We start from the raw sequence: 18,226 nt of genomic DNA on the forward strand, positions 1-18,226 counted from the left end.
GTAACACAAAAGAAACAATAATGTGACAATGTTGTAACATTCTATACCTATAATGGGTATCGAATGTTTTTTTCTACCCCTCAAATATGCTTCAGTGTTACGAATGACTATTAAGCGGAGTGATTAAGGTGCAGGAACAGGTTTTGAGAGATACCTTAATATCAGCCAAGAGCGGGGATGCTCTCGCACGAGAGGAACTTATAAAATCTCATAAAATATTTATAATTAGGGTAAGCTCCAAGGTCTGCAACCGCTATTTAACCTGGAATAACGATGATGAGCTAAGTATTGCCCTTATAGCCTTTAATGAAGCGATCGACAACTTCGACCTGCATGGAGGAGCTTCTTTTTACAGTTTTGTTCAAATGGTGATCCGAAGAAGATTAGTGGATTACTTCCGCAAAGAAGGCAAACATCAGCATCTTGCCCTCTCGCCCATGAATCCCGAGGATGAAGAATTGAGTCGCTATGATATGAATATCTCCCAAGAGCAATATCAAGAGGAACAAAATAATACTCAATTTGCTGAAGTTATCGAGAATTATGTCCGGGTTCTCAGTGAATATGGGGTAAACTTAGATGACTTGGTTAAGGTTTCTCCCAAGCATCGGGACAGTAAACAAACTCTCATTCGTGTGTCTCTGACTCTGGTTCACTACCCTCACTTACTGTCCCATCTAAAAAAACAAAAGCTCCTCCCGATTAAGGAGCTTGAACTCTTGACAGGGATCAAACGCAAGGTCTTAGAAAAGGGAAGAAAATATATCATCGCTCTCGTTTTAATCCTTTCGGAACCTGAATTTTATGCCCTCAAAACCTTCTTACAAATCAGTTCAGAACTTACGGAATAAGGTGGTCGCGAGATGAAAAAGAGTCAAGGAATCGTTATGAGGACATCCAAAAAAACGACGGTTATCTTAACGGAAAAAGGAGACTTTCTGGAAGTTCCTACACCCAAAGCTCTCCCGAAGGTAGGGGATACGATTCAAGTCGATCTCAAACCTAAACAAACCCCGCTTCACTATCGATCTTGGTCCAAGTACACTGCATCAGCAGCCGCCTTGTTGCTTGTCATCAGTCTCACGGCGTTCTATGTTTTTGCCCTTCCCAACATGGCCGTCGCATCGGTTGCACTTGATATGGATCAAAGTAATGTGGATAAGAGCATAGAACTTCTTGTGAATAAAGACGGAAAAGTCATCGAAGTACGCGATATGAACGGTAGGACTTACACGCTTGATAAACGAACTCTCACAGGTCAAGATGCTTACCAAGCTATCGATCTCATCATTGAAAGTGCTGCAAAAGAGGGCAACTTAAAGGAATCTGACAACCTTGTTTTCGCTCGAATTATTCCATTGTCTAAATGGATGGATAGTAATCTCGATCGCGAAACCTTAAAGAATTCGATCCAAAATGAAATGTCGCGACTCAATCTCCACGGGAACTTGGTTGTTGGGGAATCTGATGAAAAAGTTCGTCAAGAAGCCCTCAATCATGGTATGTCTGTGAATAACCATTTGATTTATGAGCGTTGCCAAGAAAAAGGTATTGATCTTCCTCCTGAAGCGATCCAGGGCGGTAACCTTCAAAAAGCGCTCTCTAATGCCCAAACCAATGTAATGAGTCTTTTTCCAGAAGAGAGTATTGAAATCAAGTCACCTCAAAAACCGGGAGGAAATGAAACCCATGATCAAGAACACTCCGAACCTTGGAAGCCGGATTCGAATTCACCTGAGGAGAATCATATAAATCCATCGATGATGGGGCCAAGCAAACAAAACACTTCACCCATGAATGTGAACGGACAATCGAGTAATACAAACAATTCAGTAAATCCTCCCTCTATGAACATGAACGCACCCCCATCCATGCCTGAAAATCCCTCTCAACAAGAGAACCCAATGACTAATTCGCATTCTACAGACGATAACCAAAGCAGAGACTGGAATTCCGAGACAGGACATGATCGTGAGTATCAATCTTCCAAGCCTATGAACTCCTGGCAAGATTCTCCCTCCACTCAGGAATCGAATCAGGGCAGCTATCGTTCCTGGTAAACACGTAAAGGAGAAGGCGAGCATCATCTCGACCTTCTCCTTTACTTTGAATTAGCTATTTCCACCTAAACCAGCTATTCCGCTAACGGTAAATAGACGCTAAACATTGCCCCCTTTCCTAATTCACTTTCTGCTACAACCTTCCCATGATGCATTTCAATTATCTTCTTCACAATCGAAAGTCCTAAGCCGGTCCCGGTTCCTCGCCTAGATCTGGACTTGTCGACTTTGTAAAATCTTTCCCAGATATTTTCGAGCTCTTCGTGAGGGATCCCCGGACCCGAGTCCTTTACCGCGATGAAGGCCCCGTCTTTTTCTAGCCCAAGTTGAATTCTCACCTTCCCGCCGGATTCAGAGTGCTTTATCGCATTATCCACTAAATTCGTAAGAACTTGTTTCAGTCGATCACTATTGCCCCAAATCGTAACCTGTTGCTCCGGTATAATAACCTCTAATTGAATCTCTCTCGATTCAGCCAATTGCTTTAATCGCTCGATTGAAATCTGAACGAGCTTATTCAAAACAACATAATCCATCTCATCAAAGGTTTCGACAGCTTCTAATCCTTTGAGATCGAGCAAATCATCAACGAGGCGTCTAAGCCTTTCCGTTTCATCGATGATCAGTTTTAAGTAGTGCTGCTCTTGTTCTTTAGACTTCACTAATCCGTCTAAAACTGCCTCTGAAAACCCTTGGATCACGGTTAATGGAGTACGCAATTCATGAGAAACATCCGATAGGAGTTCCTGACGCAAGCGGTCATAACGCTCAATCTCTTCAATTTTTTCCTTAAGTTCGGCGGACATGACGTTAAAGGAATGTGCTAGACGTCCGACCTCATCTTCCGAGGTGACTTCAATTTGTCGGCCAAAATCCCCTTCCGCGATATGTTTCGCTGTATCCTCCATTTTAATGAGAGGCCGAATGAGCTTTCTGGAAATGAACATACTGAGTATGGTTGCTAATATAATTCCAATCAGTGCTCCAATGAATGCAATCCATAATAAGCTTTGAACATGTTGCCTAATCGATGATAACGGGCTACTGATAATTACTGTTCCTATAACTTGGTTTTGGCCTTTTAATGGAACGCCAACGAGAAAGGTTTCATCCGTTACTCCCGGAAGCTTTCCGGAGTAAACCACATTATTTCCGCTTAGGATTTTTCCTTTAAAAGCTGGCTCCAGAAGAATCCGTTTTAGGGGTACGCTTATTGGCTGACCCAATAACTGCCCTCCGTCAAGATTCACTATGGCGATATCCGCATTTAAGAATTTTCCAAGAATCTGAAACCTTTCATTGATAAGCGTACTCTCATCCGCTTTATAAGTATTGTATATTGTAACAACTTCTTCAGCCTCATAGATATAAAACTTGGCCTGCTGATTATAAATTAAGGTCCTAATCTGTTGAGCTTGAATTAGAATTGAAAATAAAAAGACACCCAAAACTAAACCAACAATCGTCAGCCAAAGTTTAAGGATAAGGCTTTTTTTTAATGACCATTGAATTCGAATCTGTACCCCACTCCTCTAACGGTTTGAATAAAATCACTGAAACCCACTTGACTTTCAAATTTCGAGCGTAAACGGTTGATATGTGTATCGACTGTCCTCGAATCTCCGCAATAGTCGTACTCCCAGACCGTGTTAAGTAACTGGTCCCGGGTAAATATCCGATTTGGATTCTTGGCTAAAACTAAGAGTAAATCAAACTCTTTCGTTGTCAGTTTCGCCTCTGTTCCCTCCACGATCACCTCGCGGGTGATCTGATTGATCGTAAAACCAGGGTATGTAATAAGATGTTCTTTCGTCTGTTCTCCTTCTAGTCTTCGTAGAACTGCTTTTACTCGTGCACTGAGTTCCCTTGGACTGAACGGTTTTACTACATAGTCATCGGCTCCTAAATCAAACCCGAGTACCCGATCATTTTCTTCTCCTTTAGCAGTTAACATGATAATTGGAATTTGAGTCTCTTTCCTCAAGATTTTGCATACGGTCCACCCATCTAAACCCGGCATCATCAAATCTAAGATAACAAGGTCGAATGCGCCATTGCGAACCTTCTCTAAAGCACGATTTCCATTTTCAGACTCTTCAATTTCATAACCCTCGGCTTCAAGGTATAGGCGAACAATCTCTCGTATCCGTTCATCATCATCTGCCACCAAAATTCTCATATCCAACCACTTCCTCCTCAGAAAAATAATCGAGTGTTAACTAAATATTGGGTTCAAACCTCTTCAATCTTCTGCTTCAAGTTGCAACGTCACGTGGTTAATTACGAAACGTTCCTGAAGGTTAATGCATTAAAAAAGCGGCTTTAGGCACAGTATTTATCATCAAATCCGAGATTATACCATTTAACTAGCTTCTACCAACACCAATCATCGTTTCTGTCATTCTCACATTGATCCTTAGGGAGAGTATACCAATCAAATTGAGGATTGTAATTCGGTTTCATTGGACTATACCACATCCCCCCTCCCCCAGCTCCATTTTCCACATTGGAGGATGGTTGAGAATTATTTTTAGTGACGGGTTCACTGGGCTGGGCAGCGGGTAGACTTTGAGTCCAAACCGAGGGGCGTAGCATCGCTATGGCCTTAGGGATGAACATCCCACTCAAAAAGGCCATGACTACGACTAAGATGACAATGATTTTACTTTTCATCCGGCTCCCCTCCGACTAACCCAGTTCTCTTTTCCTATACATTTTCCCATAACTCTCTTTACTGCTCCATCTGGGAAAATCGTGAATATTTGTACTCCCCTTTCTCCATCTGTCCACTCATGGTAGCACTCTGAGCAGTAATATCGATCACGCCCAATCTTTCCGATTTGACGCCCCTTGCATAATACACAACTTCTCATAAAACTTCGACCCCTCGTCTATTGGACATTACTTATGCCATCTTATCAAAAACATATTTCCCTCTCTTTGTATAGTCCCTCTAATGGAATATGTTAATTATAGGTTTTTTTTATTACAATAATCTAACATGAATTTAACAAATTTGTTAAAAACCCCGTACCACTCAATCGTGATACGGGGTGACTATTTTAGAGTTATTGATACTCATTCGTCGATATGCTCTAGCCCCTGGCGGTAAAGCTCTTGCACGTGATTATCCTGGAGGGAATAATACACCATTTTCCCATCCCGCCGGTATTTCACAAGATTACTATTACGAAGAACTCTCAGTTGATGAGAGGTAGCAGACTGACTTAAGTCTAGAAGCTCAGCTAAATCACAAACACAGAATTCCGACTTAGCGAGTGCGTCCATTATTCGTATACGTGTAGGATCTCCAAGCGTCTTAAATAAATCGGCAAGTTCAGTTGCTCGATCTAGACTTAAGATTTGATCAGAATACGTGCGAACCACATCCGGATGAACACAGACAATATCACAGATTAGGTTTTCACTATCATTATTATGCTTATTAGGCATCATAGTACGATTCACCTCATAATGCTAATACCTGCTGATTAGTAATATAACAGTAAATCTCTATTCTTACAAGCGGATTACAGACCAAGAAAAAATCCGACACAAACATGGCCTAAAATTAGTTTTTAACGTGCTGTTATTTCTTTCATCTGAGTGTTAGTATGAGCTTCTCCCTTTTCCGGGTTAGAATAGCGCCTTACGCGTGTTGCGTTTAATATAGCGAGCAAGGCTACTCCAACATCTGCAAACACAGCTTCCCACATATTGGCTACACCAAACATCCCTAACACGATGAATCCCAGTTTAATCACTAATGCAAAACCGATATTCTGCCAAATAATTTTCTTCGTGAAACGGGCAATATCGATTGCACTAACCAGTTTACTCGGTTGATCTTCCATGAGAACAACGTCTGCTGCTTCAATCGCCGCATCTGATCCTAAGCCTCCCATAGCGACTCCAATATCGGCTCGGGTTAATACCGGTGCATCGTTAATTCCATCTCCAACAAAGACAACCTTACCTTTTCCATTTTCTTTCTGCAAATATTTTTCAAGCCAAGTGACCTTATCTTCCGGAAGTAAATCGGCATGATACTCTTTAATTCCTAACTGCTCAGATACAGCCTTCGCAACGGTACTATGGTCACCTGTCAGCATCACTGTGGTAATTCCTACTTGATTTAAGTTGGCAACTGCTTCTTTGGCTCCCTCTTTTGCCCGATCCGAAATAAGGAGATTACCTGTATATTTGCCATCGACCGCGATATAAACTTGAGTACCCACTTCATTCATTTTCAATTCCGGAACCGAAATTGAATTCTGAAGCAAGAGGTCTTTCTTCCCTGCGAAAACTGCTTTTCCATTCAATACGGCACGGATTCCTTTTCCACTGATTTCTTCATAACTTGCGATAGAAGCCGTGTCAATCTCTTTACCCCATCGATCCCGAATCGATTTTGCAATGGGATGACTGGAGTGGGCTTCAACGGTGGCAGCTATTTCGAGAAGTTGCTCTTCTGTGTATTCATTCATCGCTTCAATCTTATTGACTTCAAACACCCCTTGAGTGAGTGTACCTGTCTTATCAAATATCACAGTACGAACATCAGTTAAAGCTTCTAAATAATTAGCTCCCTTCACTAAAATCCCGTGACGCGATGCGCCACCGATTCCCCCAAAATAACCGAGAGGTACAGATATCACCAGTGCACAAGGACAAGAGATAACCAGGATCGTCATGGCACGATAGAGCCACTCCCTAAAATCGCCTCCCATAAAGAACGGCGGAATCAGTGCAATCCCTAAGGCAACAACAACAATGGCCGGCGTGTAGTACCGAGCAAACGTCGTAATGAACTTCTCCGTCTTTGCCTTACGTGTACTAGCGTTCTCCACAAGGTCAAGGATTTTCTGAACCGAGGAGTCTGCGAACTCCCGGGTGACTCTAACAGTAAGAACACCCGAATTGTTTATCATACCCGCGAGAACTGTATCTCCAACTTCGACTTTTCGAGGTACGGATTCACCCGTTAAAGCCGAAGTATCTACGAATGAGGTTCCATGAACAATTTCACCATCCAACGGAACCTTTTCTCCAGGTCGAATTAAAATCTGTTGCCCGATATGAACCTCTTCAGGGTCAACTTTTTTTACATCTAATTGATTCACTAGGTTAGCGTAGTCTGGACGAATATTCAGCACCGCTTGAATCGAACGGCGTGAACGATTCACGGCACGATCTTCGAAATACTCTCCTACGGAATAGAAGAGCATGACACCTACAGCTTCAGGAAGCTCGTGAATGGCAATGGCTCCAATCGTAGCTAGGGCCATTAAGAAGTTTTCATCGAAAATTGATCCACGAATAATATTTCGGAATGCTTTCTCTAAAACTTCACGTCCGACCAATAAATAGGCCGCTAAATATACAAGATACTCAAGAATTTCGAACGAAGTATTGTGCCATTTTGATCCGAATATCAATCCTATAGCAAAGAGAATACCTGCAATCAAAATTGTTGTTAATTTTTGACGCGTTTCTTTTGCTTCCTTTTCTTCGTTCTCAACAGGACTCTTCGATTTACTTCTTTCAATCGGAACGAGTTTAACCCCTGGCTCAATCCTCTCCATGATCTCTTGCGCCTGACTCATCATCGAAGGAGGCAAGTAAACGGTTTTCGTCGCATAGTTAATCGCTGTTTCTCCGATTCCTTCCGTAGCACTGAGCGCCCGCTCCATTTTCGCAGAGCAGTTTGCGCAAAACTCCCCTTCAATACGGTATTGAAGTTTGTCTGAGGAACTAGCAGACTTTTTCTCATTCGCTTCGACAAGTTTAACTCCCGGTTCGATTTTCTCAATGATAGTTTGGGCCTGGTTAACCATTGAAGGAGGTAAGAAAACCGTTTTCATCGCATAATTGATGCTCGTCTCCCCAATTCCTTCGGTTGAACTCAATGCTCTTTCCATCTTTGCCGAACAATTCGCACAGAATTCGCCTTCGATTCTGAATTTCACACGTTCCTCAGATCGATTAAAATTTTTATCTACCATTTCTTTCCCTCCAAACATCTTTTGTATTTCTCTTATCTATTGCGGCCTCAATTCGATATATGAATATCTGTTCATATGTAGTATATCAAAAGAATTCAGTTTCTACAAGATTGTTTTTAGTATCACTCGCAGCTTATCCTGTAAATTTATCACCGTCTATCAATCAGTAGTTTAACCAATCATTCGCTAATGCTTAATTCAGTAAACTGTTATCATGAGAAGCTTAATTGCTTCATTTAAGTTTGCTGACATATCTACTTTTTATAGCCTATTCTCTTTGTTTTTTCTTCCTTCAAACCCCTCAGAAACCCTCCTCACGAATAAGCCTTGTCTCCTTGGCTAATGCTTCCGTGTTGTTACGGCACGAGGACATTAACCTTTGCAGATAAAACTGCCTGACACACAAAAACGGCTCTAATGAGCCGTTTTTTCCAACGAGATATATATTCTTTACCAGCAACCACCGTAATAACCACCAGCATTTGCTCCCCAGCCTCCGTAGTAGCCCGGTCCATATCCTAAACCTGGGCCATAACCTTGAGCAGGCGCTGCAGAACCAAACTGCTGGGCATATTGTTGCCTATACTGCTCTGAGAGGTCGATGTTAGCCTTAGTTGAATCCGCTTGAGCCTTAGTAATTTCTCCAGCCTCAGCGTATTTATCAACGATCTGTTTCTGCAACTCTGCGATCTGCTTGTTCAAAGCATCAATTTCTGTTTTCTGCTGATCTGTTACTGCAGCATATGTAGGAACTGCAACCATAGCTAGGATAAAGACAGACGCAAGAATTAGAATGAATTTTTTCCTTTTCATAAGAAGTGCCCCCTTTATATTTGTTAGCTACAGTTTACATGAAGAATTTTACAGATTGGTGACGGGATTTTAACATTTTTGTAACATTGAGAGCACCGATAATAGCACTTTTATATATGGCACTCATTCAGCCAGCGGTAGGTAAACTGTAAAAATTGACCCCAACCCCAATCGGCTGTCAGCCGAAACCTTCCCGCCATGCTTCTCCACAATCTGCTTGACAATTGACAGCCCCAACCCAGTTCCGGTCCCACGCCGGGATCTGGACTTGTCCACTTTATAAAAACGCTCCCAGATATTATCCAACTCTTCCGGAGGAATTCCGGGTCCATCATCTTTAATGGCTATATAGGCTTGAGCATCCTTGACCCCCAATTCAACAATAACCTTACCACCGGAATGATTTAAGGCATTATCGAGCAGGTTTGTGAGGACTTGTTTCAAGCGGTCGATATGCCCCCACACCGTAATTGTATTTTCGGGTACAAGAATATCGATATTTATTCCTTTGTCAGCAGCGAGTGGTTTAAGTCGTTCCACCGAGACACTAACTAATTTGTTCAAGACAACGTATTCCATGTTGACAAAGGCTTTGTCCGTATCCATAGTTTGCAGCTCTAGCCAATCGTCTACTAAACGCTTCAAACGGGCTGATTCATCTGATATATTTTGTAAGTATAATTTCTGTTGCTCCTCAGAGTGGACTAGCCCATCCAGAATCGCTTCGGAATATCCCTTGATAACTGTTAGTGGAGTACGGAGTTCGTGCGAAACGTCGGACAGTAATTCCTGTCGCTGCTTGCTTAGCTGTCCGATAGCTTGGATTTTCTGGCCCAATTGTTTAGACATGCTGTTGAAACTGCTTGCTAAGCGTCCTACTTCATCCTCTGACTCAACATGTATTTCACGTCCAAATTCACCGGCAGCGATATGCTGGACGTTTTCCTCCATTTTTACTAGTGGCCGTACTAATTTCCGCGAAATAAATACACTGATTACCGTGGCCAAGGCAATACCGAGCAATGCACCGCTGAGAGTAATTAATAGCATGCTGTTGATATGTTGACTGATTGAGGTGAGCGGACTACAAATCACCACAGCTCCCGTAGTTTTGCCATCTTTGACCATCGGGACTGCAGCCAGAAAAACATCCTGATTAAAACCGTTGACCTTTCCCGCAAAGACTACGTTGCTGCCGCCTAATACTTTTTTCTGAAAATCGGATTGATCGAACAATGTAGATTGAATCTCACAGGTATTTCCTTCGTATAATTTGTTGCCGTTGGCATCAATAACCAAAATGTCGGCATTGAGAAAATTACTAAGAACAGCCAATCTGTCTTTAAATGATGTATCGTCAGTTGATTGGCGACTATTAAAGATCGTTACGACCTCTTCCGCCTCATAGATAAAAAAACGGGCTTGCTGGTCATAAATATCTAAACGAATTTGGCGGGCCTGAATGGCTACGGATACCAAAAATACCCCTAAAACCAAAAAAACCATCGCCAACCACAGTTTCGTGATTAGACTTTTACGGAGCGACCATTTAACTCGAATTTGTACCCCACCCCTCTAACTGTTTGAATAAAATCACTGGAACCAGCTTGTTCGTCCAGCTTAGACCGCAGCCGGTTAACATGAGTATCCACTGTACGGGAATCACCGCAGTAATCGTACTCCCATACAAGATTTAGCAGTTGATCCCTGCTGTAGATGCGACCAGGGTCTTGCACCAGACAGAGCAACAGTTCAAACTCCTTGGTTGTTAGTTGTACACTTGTACCGTTTACTTCTACTTCTCTCCTGATTCGGTCAATCCTTAGTCCCTGATAAGTAATCGTATGTTCAGAGGATTGTTCAACATCAAGCCGCCGTAGAACAGCTTTAACCCGGGCTGCCAACTCACGGGCACTAAACGGCTTCACAACGTAATCATCCGCCCCTAAGTCAAAGCCCAATACCCGATCGTTTTCCTCACCTTTAGCAGTTAACATAATGATGGGGATCTGTGTTTCCTTCCTAATTATCTTACAGACGGTCCACCCGTCAATTTCCGGCATCAATAAATCTAAAAGAATTAAGTCAATGGAATGGTTACGAACCAAATCGAGTACCTGTTTTCCATCAGCGGCTTCAGATACTACAAAACCGTCTGCCTCCAAATAGAGCCTCACAATTTCCCGAATTCGTTCGTCATCGTCCGCGATCAACACGTTATTCCGCATATGAGTTCCCCCACTCGTCCAGGTCTGGTTAAAAACAACTCCGCTCAGATTAATCGTGCCAGTAAGTTCCAGACCCACTGTTCCCGCCGCTCATACCATTTGCAGGATACCAACTATAGGACGGGCGAAAGTCTGGACCCATCGGTCTGCACCAATAACCCGGACCGCTCGGGTTCCCTGGGGTAGCCGTACCCGGTGTTGGTGTTACCACTTTAGGAGAAACCGACTGAATAGAGGCAGCCTGATTAGTTGTAGCAGGAGGAGCAGTTGAAGAAACATCTGGCTTAACTGGAGTGATTGACTGAGACGGAGTAGATGGAGAAACTGAAGCAGGTGAAGTCGAGGCGGGTTCAGAACCAGGAGAGTTTGATGGTGCTGGTGTCGAAGATACGAGAGCAGCCGGGGATTTTTTCGATGTCAAAGCCTGATCCTGTGCTGTGTTGGCTGGCCAAGATTGTTCCCATGGGGCCGGTGCGGCAATAGCCCTTACAATGGAAATACCAACAACCGCAAATACGGCAAGGCCGCAGATAACAAGCACATTTTTTAGTTTTCTCACAAATTCTCAACTCCTAGACTAAAATGCAATTATTCTTGACTGTTTTCTAACACCTATTATACCCCTAAGCTAAAGTTGTGGCTGCATGAGGATTCTAACATTTTTGTTACATAAGAAAATCAGACAATACCGGTAAGACATGCAAGCTAGTTATTTCAGAAAAAAGACAAAGGTGATTTTTTCAGTAAACACCTTTGTCAATTATTTTCTTTATCGACAAGTTACTTTTGTATTACTACAAATAACTTTACTCTTGCTGAATACCACAATTGGAGCAAAACTTTGCTCCGACCGGTACAGCGCTTTGGCACTTGACACAGCGCCTTTCCCTTCCCATTGCCGTTCCACACTGGATACAGAAAAGCGCTTCGGGCTTGCCCGGACTACCACAGTTCGGGCAATATTTGGCTAATGTATTATAACCTTCTTCACCAACGTTCAAGCTATCATTAGAATAGTGGTTGTACCGATCCTCTCTTTTATGGTGTGAGTCGTGATGACCACCGTGATGTCCACCGTGATGTCCACCGTGATGTCCACCGTGATGTCCACCCTGACGGCGGAAAAGTCCCTCCAACAAATGATCAAAGCCCAATTTATTTCCTCCCTCAATAAATTAAGATTTTCTCGCTAATTCTTGCATTTTTTGACTTTCGCCTTACAAATTTCAGCTCATATATTATGGTTATCCACTGCGTCCAAAAGTACATATGAGTTGCCTAAAAATGAAGACACGTCACCGTGAAAATACCCCCCTTCCCTAGTAAAGGTTGCTGACCGCTCCTTGTTTGGTCGCCTTTGAGCCGCTTACTTAGCTGAACTTCCACTCAAAACATTGATTATTTTTTTCTCACTAACATTGCCCGTTTGAGGTGCCAAATAGGTTCTGACCCTGGTTGCATTGAGGATAGCCAGTAAAGCCACACCTACATCGGCAAAAACTGCCTCCCACATATTTGCCACACCGAAAGCCCCCAGGATTATAAATCCAAACTTAATAACCATAGCAATAACGATATTTTGCCAAATAATCGCTTTTGTGTAGCGGGCAATGCTTATAGCGCTTAACAGTTTTTCAGGTTGATCCTCCATGAGTACGACATCGGCAGCTTCAATCGCGGCATCCGAACCTAAACCTCCCATAGCTACCCCGATATCGGCCTGTGTCAAGACCGGCGCATCGTTTATACCGTCGCCTACAAAGACTACCTTGCCTTCACCTTGTCCCTTTGATTCCTCAATAAGTTTCTCCAACCAAGTTACTTTATCTTCTGGCAACAAGTCAGCGTGATACTCCGCAACACCTAATTCCTCAGAAACGGCTTTAGCTACGGACTGATGGTCACCAGTTAACATTACTGTTCTTACCCCGGACTTGTTTAGAGCTTGAACTGTCGCTTGGGCACCGGCTTTCGGTTTATCTGATATCAGTAAATATCCCGCGTACCTGCCGTTGACAGCGAGGTGAACCGTCGTACCAGCTCTATTATCAGCCTCGGTTAGAACATCTACCCCTGCCTGTTCGAGTAACACGGCCTTGCCAACCAGAACTTCTTGCCCACGCAGGCGCACTTGTATCCCTTTGCCGCTTATTTCTTGATAACCCTCAATTACTCCAGAATCGATGTCCTTGCCGAATTTATCCCGAATCGACTTGGCGATAGGGTGGCTGGAGTGAATCTCTGCGGTTGCAGCAATCTCCAAAAGTTCGTTCTCAGTAAAACCATGCGCCGGATTAATTTTCACGACCTGAAATACCCCTTGTGTCAAGGTGCCTGTCTTGTCAAAAACTACGGTGCGTACTTTGGTCAACGCTTCTAGGAAGTTCGCTCCTTTAACCAAAATCCCATGCTTGGAAGCGCCGCCAATACCCCCGAAATATCCTAAAGGAATAGAAACTACCAGGGCACAAGGGCAGGATATTACCAAAATGGTTAAGGCACGGTACAGCCATACTTTTAATGCCCCGCCAAAAAATAACGGAGGTAAGAAAGCAATCGCTAACGCCACGATTACGACCAAAGGAGTATAGTATCTGGCAAATGTCGTAATAAATTTTTCGGTGTTCGCTTTACGGGTACCGGCGTTTTCGACCAGGTCTAATATCTTTTGTACAGAGGATTCGGCAAACTTACGGGTAACACGGACAGTAAGGACACCAGATTGATTGATTGTACCCGCCAAAACCGTATCTCCGGTATTAACTCGCCGGGGTACCGATTCTCCAGTCAAGGCGGAAGTATCAAGGAATGAACTGCCGTTCAGAATTTCTCCGTCCAGCGGAACTTTTTCACCAGGGCGCACCATGATATGTTGGCCAATTTCCACATCTTCCGGATCGACCTTGACCACATCCAACTGGTTAATCAGGTTCGCATAATCCGGCCTGATATCCATTAAATCTTGAATGGAACGGCGGGAACGGTCAATTGCCCGCGCCTGAATATATTCACCGACAGAATAAAACAACATAACGCCAACGGCTTCGGATAACTGGTGAATCGTGATAGCGCCAATTGTTGCAATAGCCATCAAGAAGTTTTCATCAAACACCGAACCTCTGAGAATATTTCTAAAAGCCGTGCTCAGCACTTCATAACCGACCAACACATAAGCCGACAGGTAAACAACGTACTCAATCGGTTCTAATGAGGTGCCATGCCACTTAGAACCGAAAAGCAAGCCAATAGCCAAAAGGATGCCGGCAATGATAATGCCCGTTAGCTTTCCGCCAAGCAGAGACTTCTCAGGTTGCTGGTTGCTGCTCTTGTCTCTTTGGTTTTCCACGGCTACCAGTTTTACTCCGTGTTCGATGTTTTCCATAATACGCTGGGCTTCTTGGACCATACCAGGTGGCAAAAATACGGTTTTCGCGGCGTAATTGATACTGGTGGGTCCAATCCCATCCGTTTCACTCAAAGCCCTCTCCATCTTTGCAGAACAATTTGCACAGAACTCGCCCTCGATGCAGTATTTAACCCGCCCATCAGACCCTGCTAACTGTTTCTTTGCTTCCACCCGAACAAGCTTTACCCCAGGCTCAATCTTTTCCATGATTTCTTGGGCCTGTTCTTCAGCGGAAGGGGGAAGAAAGACTGTCTTCGCGGCATAATTAATCACGGTTTCCCCGATTCCAGCGGTTGCACTCAATGTCCTTTCCATTTTAGCCGCGCAATTAACACAGAACTCGCCTTCAATTCGATATTTTACACGTTCTTCAGCTTGGTTTATATCTGACATTTTCTTTTTCCTCCAAACATTTGTTGTAAACATTTCTATCTTTGACCAACTTCTAATCATTACTTTTCATTGATATGCTCTAATCCTTGGCTATAAAGTCTTAACACATGGTCGTCATCTAAAGAATAATAAACCATTTTGCCTTCGCGACGGTACTTAACTAAGTTACTATTCCGCAGAACTCGAAGCTGATGAGAGATTGCCGATTGGCTCATATCTAACAGTTCCGCTAAGTCACAGACGCAGAACTCGGCTTTGGATAGGGCATCCATAATTCGGATTCTTGTCGAATCCCCCAGGGTTTTGAAGAGATCGGCGAGATGATTGGCTTGAGCAGAAGTTATAATCTGATTGACGTAAGTTCTGATTAGATCAGAGTGAACACATTGCACTTCGCAAACTGGGTTTTGCTCTATGTCTTTAGGATTTTCTACTTCCATAAGTTCCACCTCAATTTTATATATGAATATTTGTTCATATGTAGTATATCAAATAAGATTATTCTTGACAACATTTTTTCCTTCTCCAACTTTAAGATTTGCATAAAGGAATAAAGGTTAAATATTTCTTTTTTATGTAATGCTTGTTAATGCTTGAACTTTTTCTCCATCCAAGATACGAAAACCGTATAAAATGTCGATTCAAACTGACACTATATCTATGCATAAATAGGAAATCTTCTAAAGAAAAAACTAACAGCAAATAAAAGCCCCCCGGCGCACAAACACAATCACGTTTGTGCCGCACCGGTGGGGCTAAATGGAGGTTAAAATGAATGGAAATTGGTTATCAATTATTCCTGCCTTAATAACGTTAGGAACCGCTATCCTAACTAAACGGATCATCCCTTCTCTTTCACTTGGGCTCATAGCCGGAGGAATCCTGGTTACGGGCAACCTATTTTCAGGTATATTCAAAACATCCGACTACATCATAGCAGCATTTTCAAGCCCTGAAAACGCTTACATCATCTTGTTTCTCTTTTTATTAGGTGCACTTACTGAAATCTTTAAAGTTGCAGGCGGGATTAAAGGTTTTTCTTCTCTGGCAAGTCGTTGGGTGAAAAATGAGAGAGGTGCCCTCCTCTCCGTCTGGGCTGTTACCCCTGTTACTTTTTTGGACTGTTGTTTCCACGTCATCGCAACAGGAACCGTCTCTAATCCTCTGATTGAAAAAGCTAACGGGTCCAAAGAAAAGCTTGCTTTAGTAATTAACGTGACTTCCTCTCAACTCATTGTTTTAATCCCCGTAGCAACCACCTATGTCGGTTATATTCTTGGCGTTATTGCCTCAGCCATAAAAAAGGCCGGAATATCTGGCTCACCCTATACACTCTATCTTAAAAGTATTCCATATAACTTTTTTTCCATAGGCATGATTATCATCAGTTTTTTAATAATCTTCCTTGGGCTTGGATTTGGTCGCTGGCGCTTCAAAGGAGATGGAAAATTAGCGGACGGAGTTCATAATAGTCATGAAGCCCACGAAGAATCAGAATTTGAGCAGAAGTTTCCCCCGAGAGCAAGCAATCTCTTCATCCCTTTAGTCCTTTTAATCAGCCTGATTATTTTTCTTTTTTGGTACACCGGACAAGGCAAAGGAAGAAGCTTCCTCGAAGCGCTTATAAACGCCCAAGTTGAAAAATCTATTTTTATCGCAACTTTGGTAACGCTTCTTTTGACGACTCTTTTATATGTCCTGCAAAAAGTTCCGCTGTCTGAGATCGAAAGTTTCTTTTTAGCCGGTGGAACAGAACTCCTTCCTCCAATCGTCATTCTCATTTTGAGTTGGTCTCTATCCAGTGCTACTCAAGATTTGGGATTTATTGAATTTATCTCACGTACAGTAGGAACAACAGTCCCAAAACTCTTCATCCCGGCGATTGTATTTCTTGTCGGCACTTTTACTTCTTACTTCATTGGATCCTCGTGGGCTACATGGTCTTTAATCATGCCGATTGGTCTACAACTGGCCATAAGCTCCGGGGCAAATATTCCTCTCATTGTAGGTGCAGTGTTAGCCGGAGGTTCTGTAGGAGACAACGTCTCCCCTCTTGGCGAGACCCCGGTTTTAACAGCTTCTGTTACTGAAGTGAGCATTATCGATCACGTTCAGACCACTTTACCTTATGCTTTAGTGGTAATCGGACTTTCGACTATACTTTTTATAGTTACTCAAGCTTTGTTAGGATAATATAGCCAAAGTACGGATAACTCACGGTAACAAGGAATTGTTACCTATCAATGTGGATGGGGATGGTCTTCAATGGCGTGGTGCCCACAACATTATCGACACACCAACTAAACAAATAGCAGTTCCTATCCAATCGTATGTATCAGGTACTTTCTTATCAATTCCCCAGCCCCATAAGACTGCAAGAAAAACGAAAACTCCTCCATAGGCTGCATAAACTCTGCCAAAGTTCGGGAATTTCTGCAAGGTGGGTATGACGCCGTAAAGAATGAGGATTAGTCCTCCTAGAATCCCATACCAAAATGGCTTTGCTTCCCTCAGCCAAAGCCAGATTAAGTAACCTCCCCCTATTTCGGCTAAACCAGCGAGAATAAATAGTATAATTGCGTTAAACACGAATTAACCCTCCTTAGTAATTGACTCTAAAAGGCGTTTTATGTTACCGATGCAACAAGAACCCTCTGGGTTATTTACCTCACAGCCACAACGACCTGCCTTTGTATGTACGATTATCTCCTCTAAGGCAGTAGTTCTGCCCGTTTCCTCAAATTCTTGTATCACTCTTTTCTTAGTCCATCCGAAACAGTAACAAACTGGGCAGTCTTCGTCATCACTTTTTGTGTATACTTCAACTTTCATGTCTTTCGTTTCAAATACATCCTGTTTTTCGCTAAAATAAACAACGGAACATGCTTTGTTGGTACACATTTTGTAAGAAACTGAAGGTTCTAGTTTGGCTAATGCACTTGGCACTAACAGGCTTTTTAAAGTAATTATTTTCATCGGTCTGCCCTTATCGCCGCACTCCGGGCAACTATACCCAAAGTCAAATTTTATTGGTTCAATTTGAATAGCACAACAGCCCTCCATTTTTTCTCACCATCTTCCCAAATAATTGTATTTATTATATCACATCTGGTAGGCGTGAGTTTTAGAGCCTCATTAGAATAATAACCTACGGCTCCACATGCCGGTTCCAGGCAAACATATTACCCAAAAAATAAATTTACAATGAAGTAACGCCAACGTGCCCGGACCCTGCACAATGTCGTAAAGTGTCTCGACAGAAAACACAGCGAGACTGTTAAAATGTCGGTTTTGAAAACTCTTGACAAATTGACGGCTAGC

The 18,226-nt window shown here is 42.8% G+C and carries 17 protein-coding genes; 3 read left to right on the forward strand and 14 right to left on the reverse strand.

Going from position 1 to position 18,226, the window contains the following annotated elements; all coding sequences use genetic code 11:
- The first annotated feature begins 128 nt into the window (after positions 1 to 128).
- Entirely contained in the window at positions 129 to 851 is a 723-nt protein-coding gene (sigI, locus tag B5Y67_RS07140) for an RNA polymerase sigma-I factor (RefSeq protein ID WP_075365511.1), read from the forward strand.
- A gap of 12 nt (positions 852 to 863) precedes the next feature.
- Positions 864 to 2,060, forward strand: a complete 1,197-nt coding sequence (locus B5Y67_RS07145) for an anti-sigma factor domain-containing protein (RefSeq protein ID WP_075365512.1) — start codon at positions 864 to 866, stop codon at positions 2,058 to 2,060.
- Positions 2,061 to 2,134: 74 nt separating this feature from the next.
- On the opposite strand, the gene B5Y67_RS07150 is transcribed toward B5Y67_RS07145, so the two are convergent.
- The 12 genes from B5Y67_RS07150 to B5Y67_RS07210 form a co-directional block, all read right to left on the reverse strand.
- Complete coding sequence (locus B5Y67_RS07150) at positions 2,135 to 3,571, reverse strand: ATP-binding protein (RefSeq protein WP_170871515.1); 1,437 nt, start codon at positions 3,569 to 3,571, stop codon at positions 2,135 to 2,137.
- The gene (locus B5Y67_RS07155) at positions 3,556 to 4,239 is read right to left on the reverse strand and encodes a response regulator transcription factor (RefSeq protein WP_075365552.1); all 684 of its coding nucleotides are present in this window, start codon (positions 4,237 to 4,239) and stop codon (positions 3,556 to 3,558) included. Before B5Y67_RS07155 ends, B5Y67_RS07150 begins: the two co-directional genes overlap by 16 nt.
- Before the next feature lie 194 nt (positions 4,240 to 4,433).
- Positions 4,434 to 4,733 carry a hypothetical protein gene (locus B5Y67_RS07160; protein WP_075365514.1) on the reverse strand — a complete coding sequence of 100 codons (300 nt, stop codon included), beginning with the start codon at positions 4,731 to 4,733 and terminating at the stop codon, positions 4,434 to 4,436.
- A gap of 405 nt (positions 4,734 to 5,138) precedes the next feature.
- Positions 5,139 to 5,516, reverse strand: a complete 378-nt coding sequence (locus B5Y67_RS07170) for a metalloregulator ArsR/SmtB family transcription factor (protein ID WP_075365516.1) — start codon at positions 5,514 to 5,516, stop codon at positions 5,139 to 5,141.
- A 122-nt stretch (positions 5,517 to 5,638) separates the two neighbouring features.
- Positions 5,639 to 8,065, reverse strand: coding sequence for a heavy metal translocating P-type ATPase (locus B5Y67_RS07175; RefSeq protein ID WP_075365517.1), 2,427 nt, complete (start codon positions 8,063 to 8,065; stop codon positions 5,639 to 5,641).
- A gap of 450 nt (positions 8,066 to 8,515) precedes the next feature.
- A complete protein-coding gene (locus tag B5Y67_RS07180; protein WP_235838833.1) occupies positions 8,516 to 8,878 on the reverse strand; it encodes a YckD family protein in 363 nt (120 codons plus the stop codon).
- A gap of 123 nt (positions 8,879 to 9,001) precedes the next feature.
- Positions 9,002 to 10,384, reverse strand: coding sequence for an ATP-binding protein (locus B5Y67_RS07185; RefSeq protein ID WP_170871513.1), 1,383 nt, complete (start codon positions 10,382 to 10,384; stop codon positions 9,002 to 9,004).
- Positions 10,385 to 10,404: 20 nt separating this feature from the next.
- Positions 10,405 to 11,106, reverse strand: coding sequence for a response regulator transcription factor (locus B5Y67_RS07190; RefSeq protein WP_075365519.1), 702 nt, complete (start codon positions 11,104 to 11,106; stop codon positions 10,405 to 10,407).
- A 49-nt stretch (positions 11,107 to 11,155) separates the two neighbouring features.
- Positions 11,156 to 11,665, reverse strand: coding sequence for a hypothetical protein (locus B5Y67_RS07195; RefSeq protein ID WP_075365520.1), 510 nt, complete (start codon positions 11,663 to 11,665; stop codon positions 11,156 to 11,158).
- Positions 11,666 to 11,912: 247 nt separating this feature from the next.
- The gene (locus B5Y67_RS07200) at positions 11,913 to 12,260 is read right to left on the reverse strand and encodes a zinc ribbon domain-containing protein (RefSeq protein ID WP_170932620.1); all 348 of its coding nucleotides are present in this window, start codon (positions 12,258 to 12,260) and stop codon (positions 11,913 to 11,915) included.
- Between the two features lie 212 nt (positions 12,261 to 12,472).
- Positions 12,473 to 14,905 (reverse strand): heavy metal translocating P-type ATPase, encoded by a 2,433-nt coding sequence (locus B5Y67_RS07205; RefSeq protein ID WP_075365522.1) that lies wholly within the window; start codon positions 14,903 to 14,905, stop codon positions 12,473 to 12,475.
- Between the two features lie 59 nt (positions 14,906 to 14,964).
- Positions 14,965 to 15,345 (reverse strand): metalloregulator ArsR/SmtB family transcription factor, encoded by a 381-nt coding sequence (locus B5Y67_RS07210; RefSeq protein ID WP_075365523.1) that lies wholly within the window; start codon positions 15,343 to 15,345, stop codon positions 14,965 to 14,967.
- A gap of 331 nt (positions 15,346 to 15,676) precedes the next feature.
- Here B5Y67_RS07210 and B5Y67_RS07215 point away from each other — a divergent pair, with 331 nt between their 5' ends.
- A complete protein-coding gene (locus B5Y67_RS07215; protein WP_075365524.1) occupies positions 15,677 to 17,098 on the forward strand; it encodes a Na+/H+ antiporter NhaC family protein in 1,422 nt (473 codons plus the stop codon).
- Between the two features lie 69 nt (positions 17,099 to 17,167).
- Here the strand turns inward: B5Y67_RS07215 and B5Y67_RS07220 are convergent, their stop codons facing one another.
- Positions 17,168 to 17,494 (reverse strand): YnfA family protein, encoded by a 327-nt coding sequence (locus tag B5Y67_RS07220; protein WP_075365525.1) that lies wholly within the window; start codon positions 17,492 to 17,494, stop codon positions 17,168 to 17,170.
- Between the two features lie 3 nt (positions 17,495 to 17,497).
- The gene (locus tag B5Y67_RS07225; protein ID WP_075365526.1) at positions 17,498 to 17,968 is read right to left on the reverse strand and encodes a (2Fe-2S)-binding protein; all 471 of its coding nucleotides are present in this window, start codon (positions 17,966 to 17,968) and stop codon (positions 17,498 to 17,500) included.
- Positions 17,969 to 18,226: the final 258 nt, after the last annotated feature.

Origin of the sequence: Desulfosporosinus sp. FKB (assembly GCF_002196705.1) — a bacterium.
In the GTDB taxonomy this organism is placed as follows: domain Bacteria; phylum Bacillota; class Desulfitobacteriia; order Desulfitobacteriales; family Desulfitobacteriaceae; genus Desulfosporosinus.

Excerpts from the sequence above, each read along its gene's own strand:
- B5Y67_RS07145 (WP_075365512.1), top strand. The coding sequence starts at position 864 with ATGAAAAAGAGTCAAGGAATCGTTATGAGGACATCCAAAAAAACGACG.
- B5Y67_RS07155 (WP_075365552.1), bottom strand. The coding sequence starts at position 4,239 with ATGAGAATTTTGGTGGCAGATGATGATGAACGGATACGAGAGATTGTT.
- B5Y67_RS07160 (WP_075365514.1), bottom strand. The coding sequence starts at position 4,733 with ATGAAAAGTAAAATCATTGTCATCTTAGTCGTAGTCATGGCCTTTTTG.
- B5Y67_RS07170 (WP_075365516.1), bottom strand. The coding sequence starts at position 5,516 with ATGATGCCTAATAAGCATAATAATGATAGTGAAAACCTAATCTGTGAT.
- B5Y67_RS07175 (WP_075365517.1), bottom strand. The coding sequence starts at position 8,065 with ATGGTAGATAAAAATTTTAATCGATCTGAGGAACGTGTGAAATTCAGA.
- B5Y67_RS07180 (WP_235838833.1), bottom strand. The coding sequence starts at position 8,878 with ATGAAAAGGAAAAAATTCATTCTAATTCTTGCGTCTGTCTTTATCCTA.
- B5Y67_RS07185 (WP_170871513.1), bottom strand. The coding sequence starts at position 10,384 with ATGGTTTTTTTGGTTTTAGGGGTATTTTTGGTATCCGTAGCCATTCAG.
- B5Y67_RS07190 (WP_075365519.1), bottom strand. The coding sequence starts at position 11,106 with ATGCGGAATAACGTGTTGATCGCGGACGATGACGAACGAATTCGGGAA.
- B5Y67_RS07205 (WP_075365522.1), bottom strand. The coding sequence starts at position 14,905 with ATGTCAGATATAAACCAAGCTGAAGAACGTGTAAAATATCGAATTGAA.
- B5Y67_RS07210 (WP_075365523.1), bottom strand. The coding sequence starts at position 15,345 with ATGGAAGTAGAAAATCCTAAAGACATAGAGCAAAACCCAGTTTGCGAA.
- B5Y67_RS07215 (WP_075365524.1), top strand. The coding sequence starts at position 15,677 with ATGAATGGAAATTGGTTATCAATTATTCCTGCCTTAATAACGTTAGGA.
- B5Y67_RS07225 (WP_075365526.1), bottom strand. The coding sequence starts at position 17,968 with ATGGAGGGCTGTTGTGCTATTCAAATTGAACCAATAAAATTTGACTTT.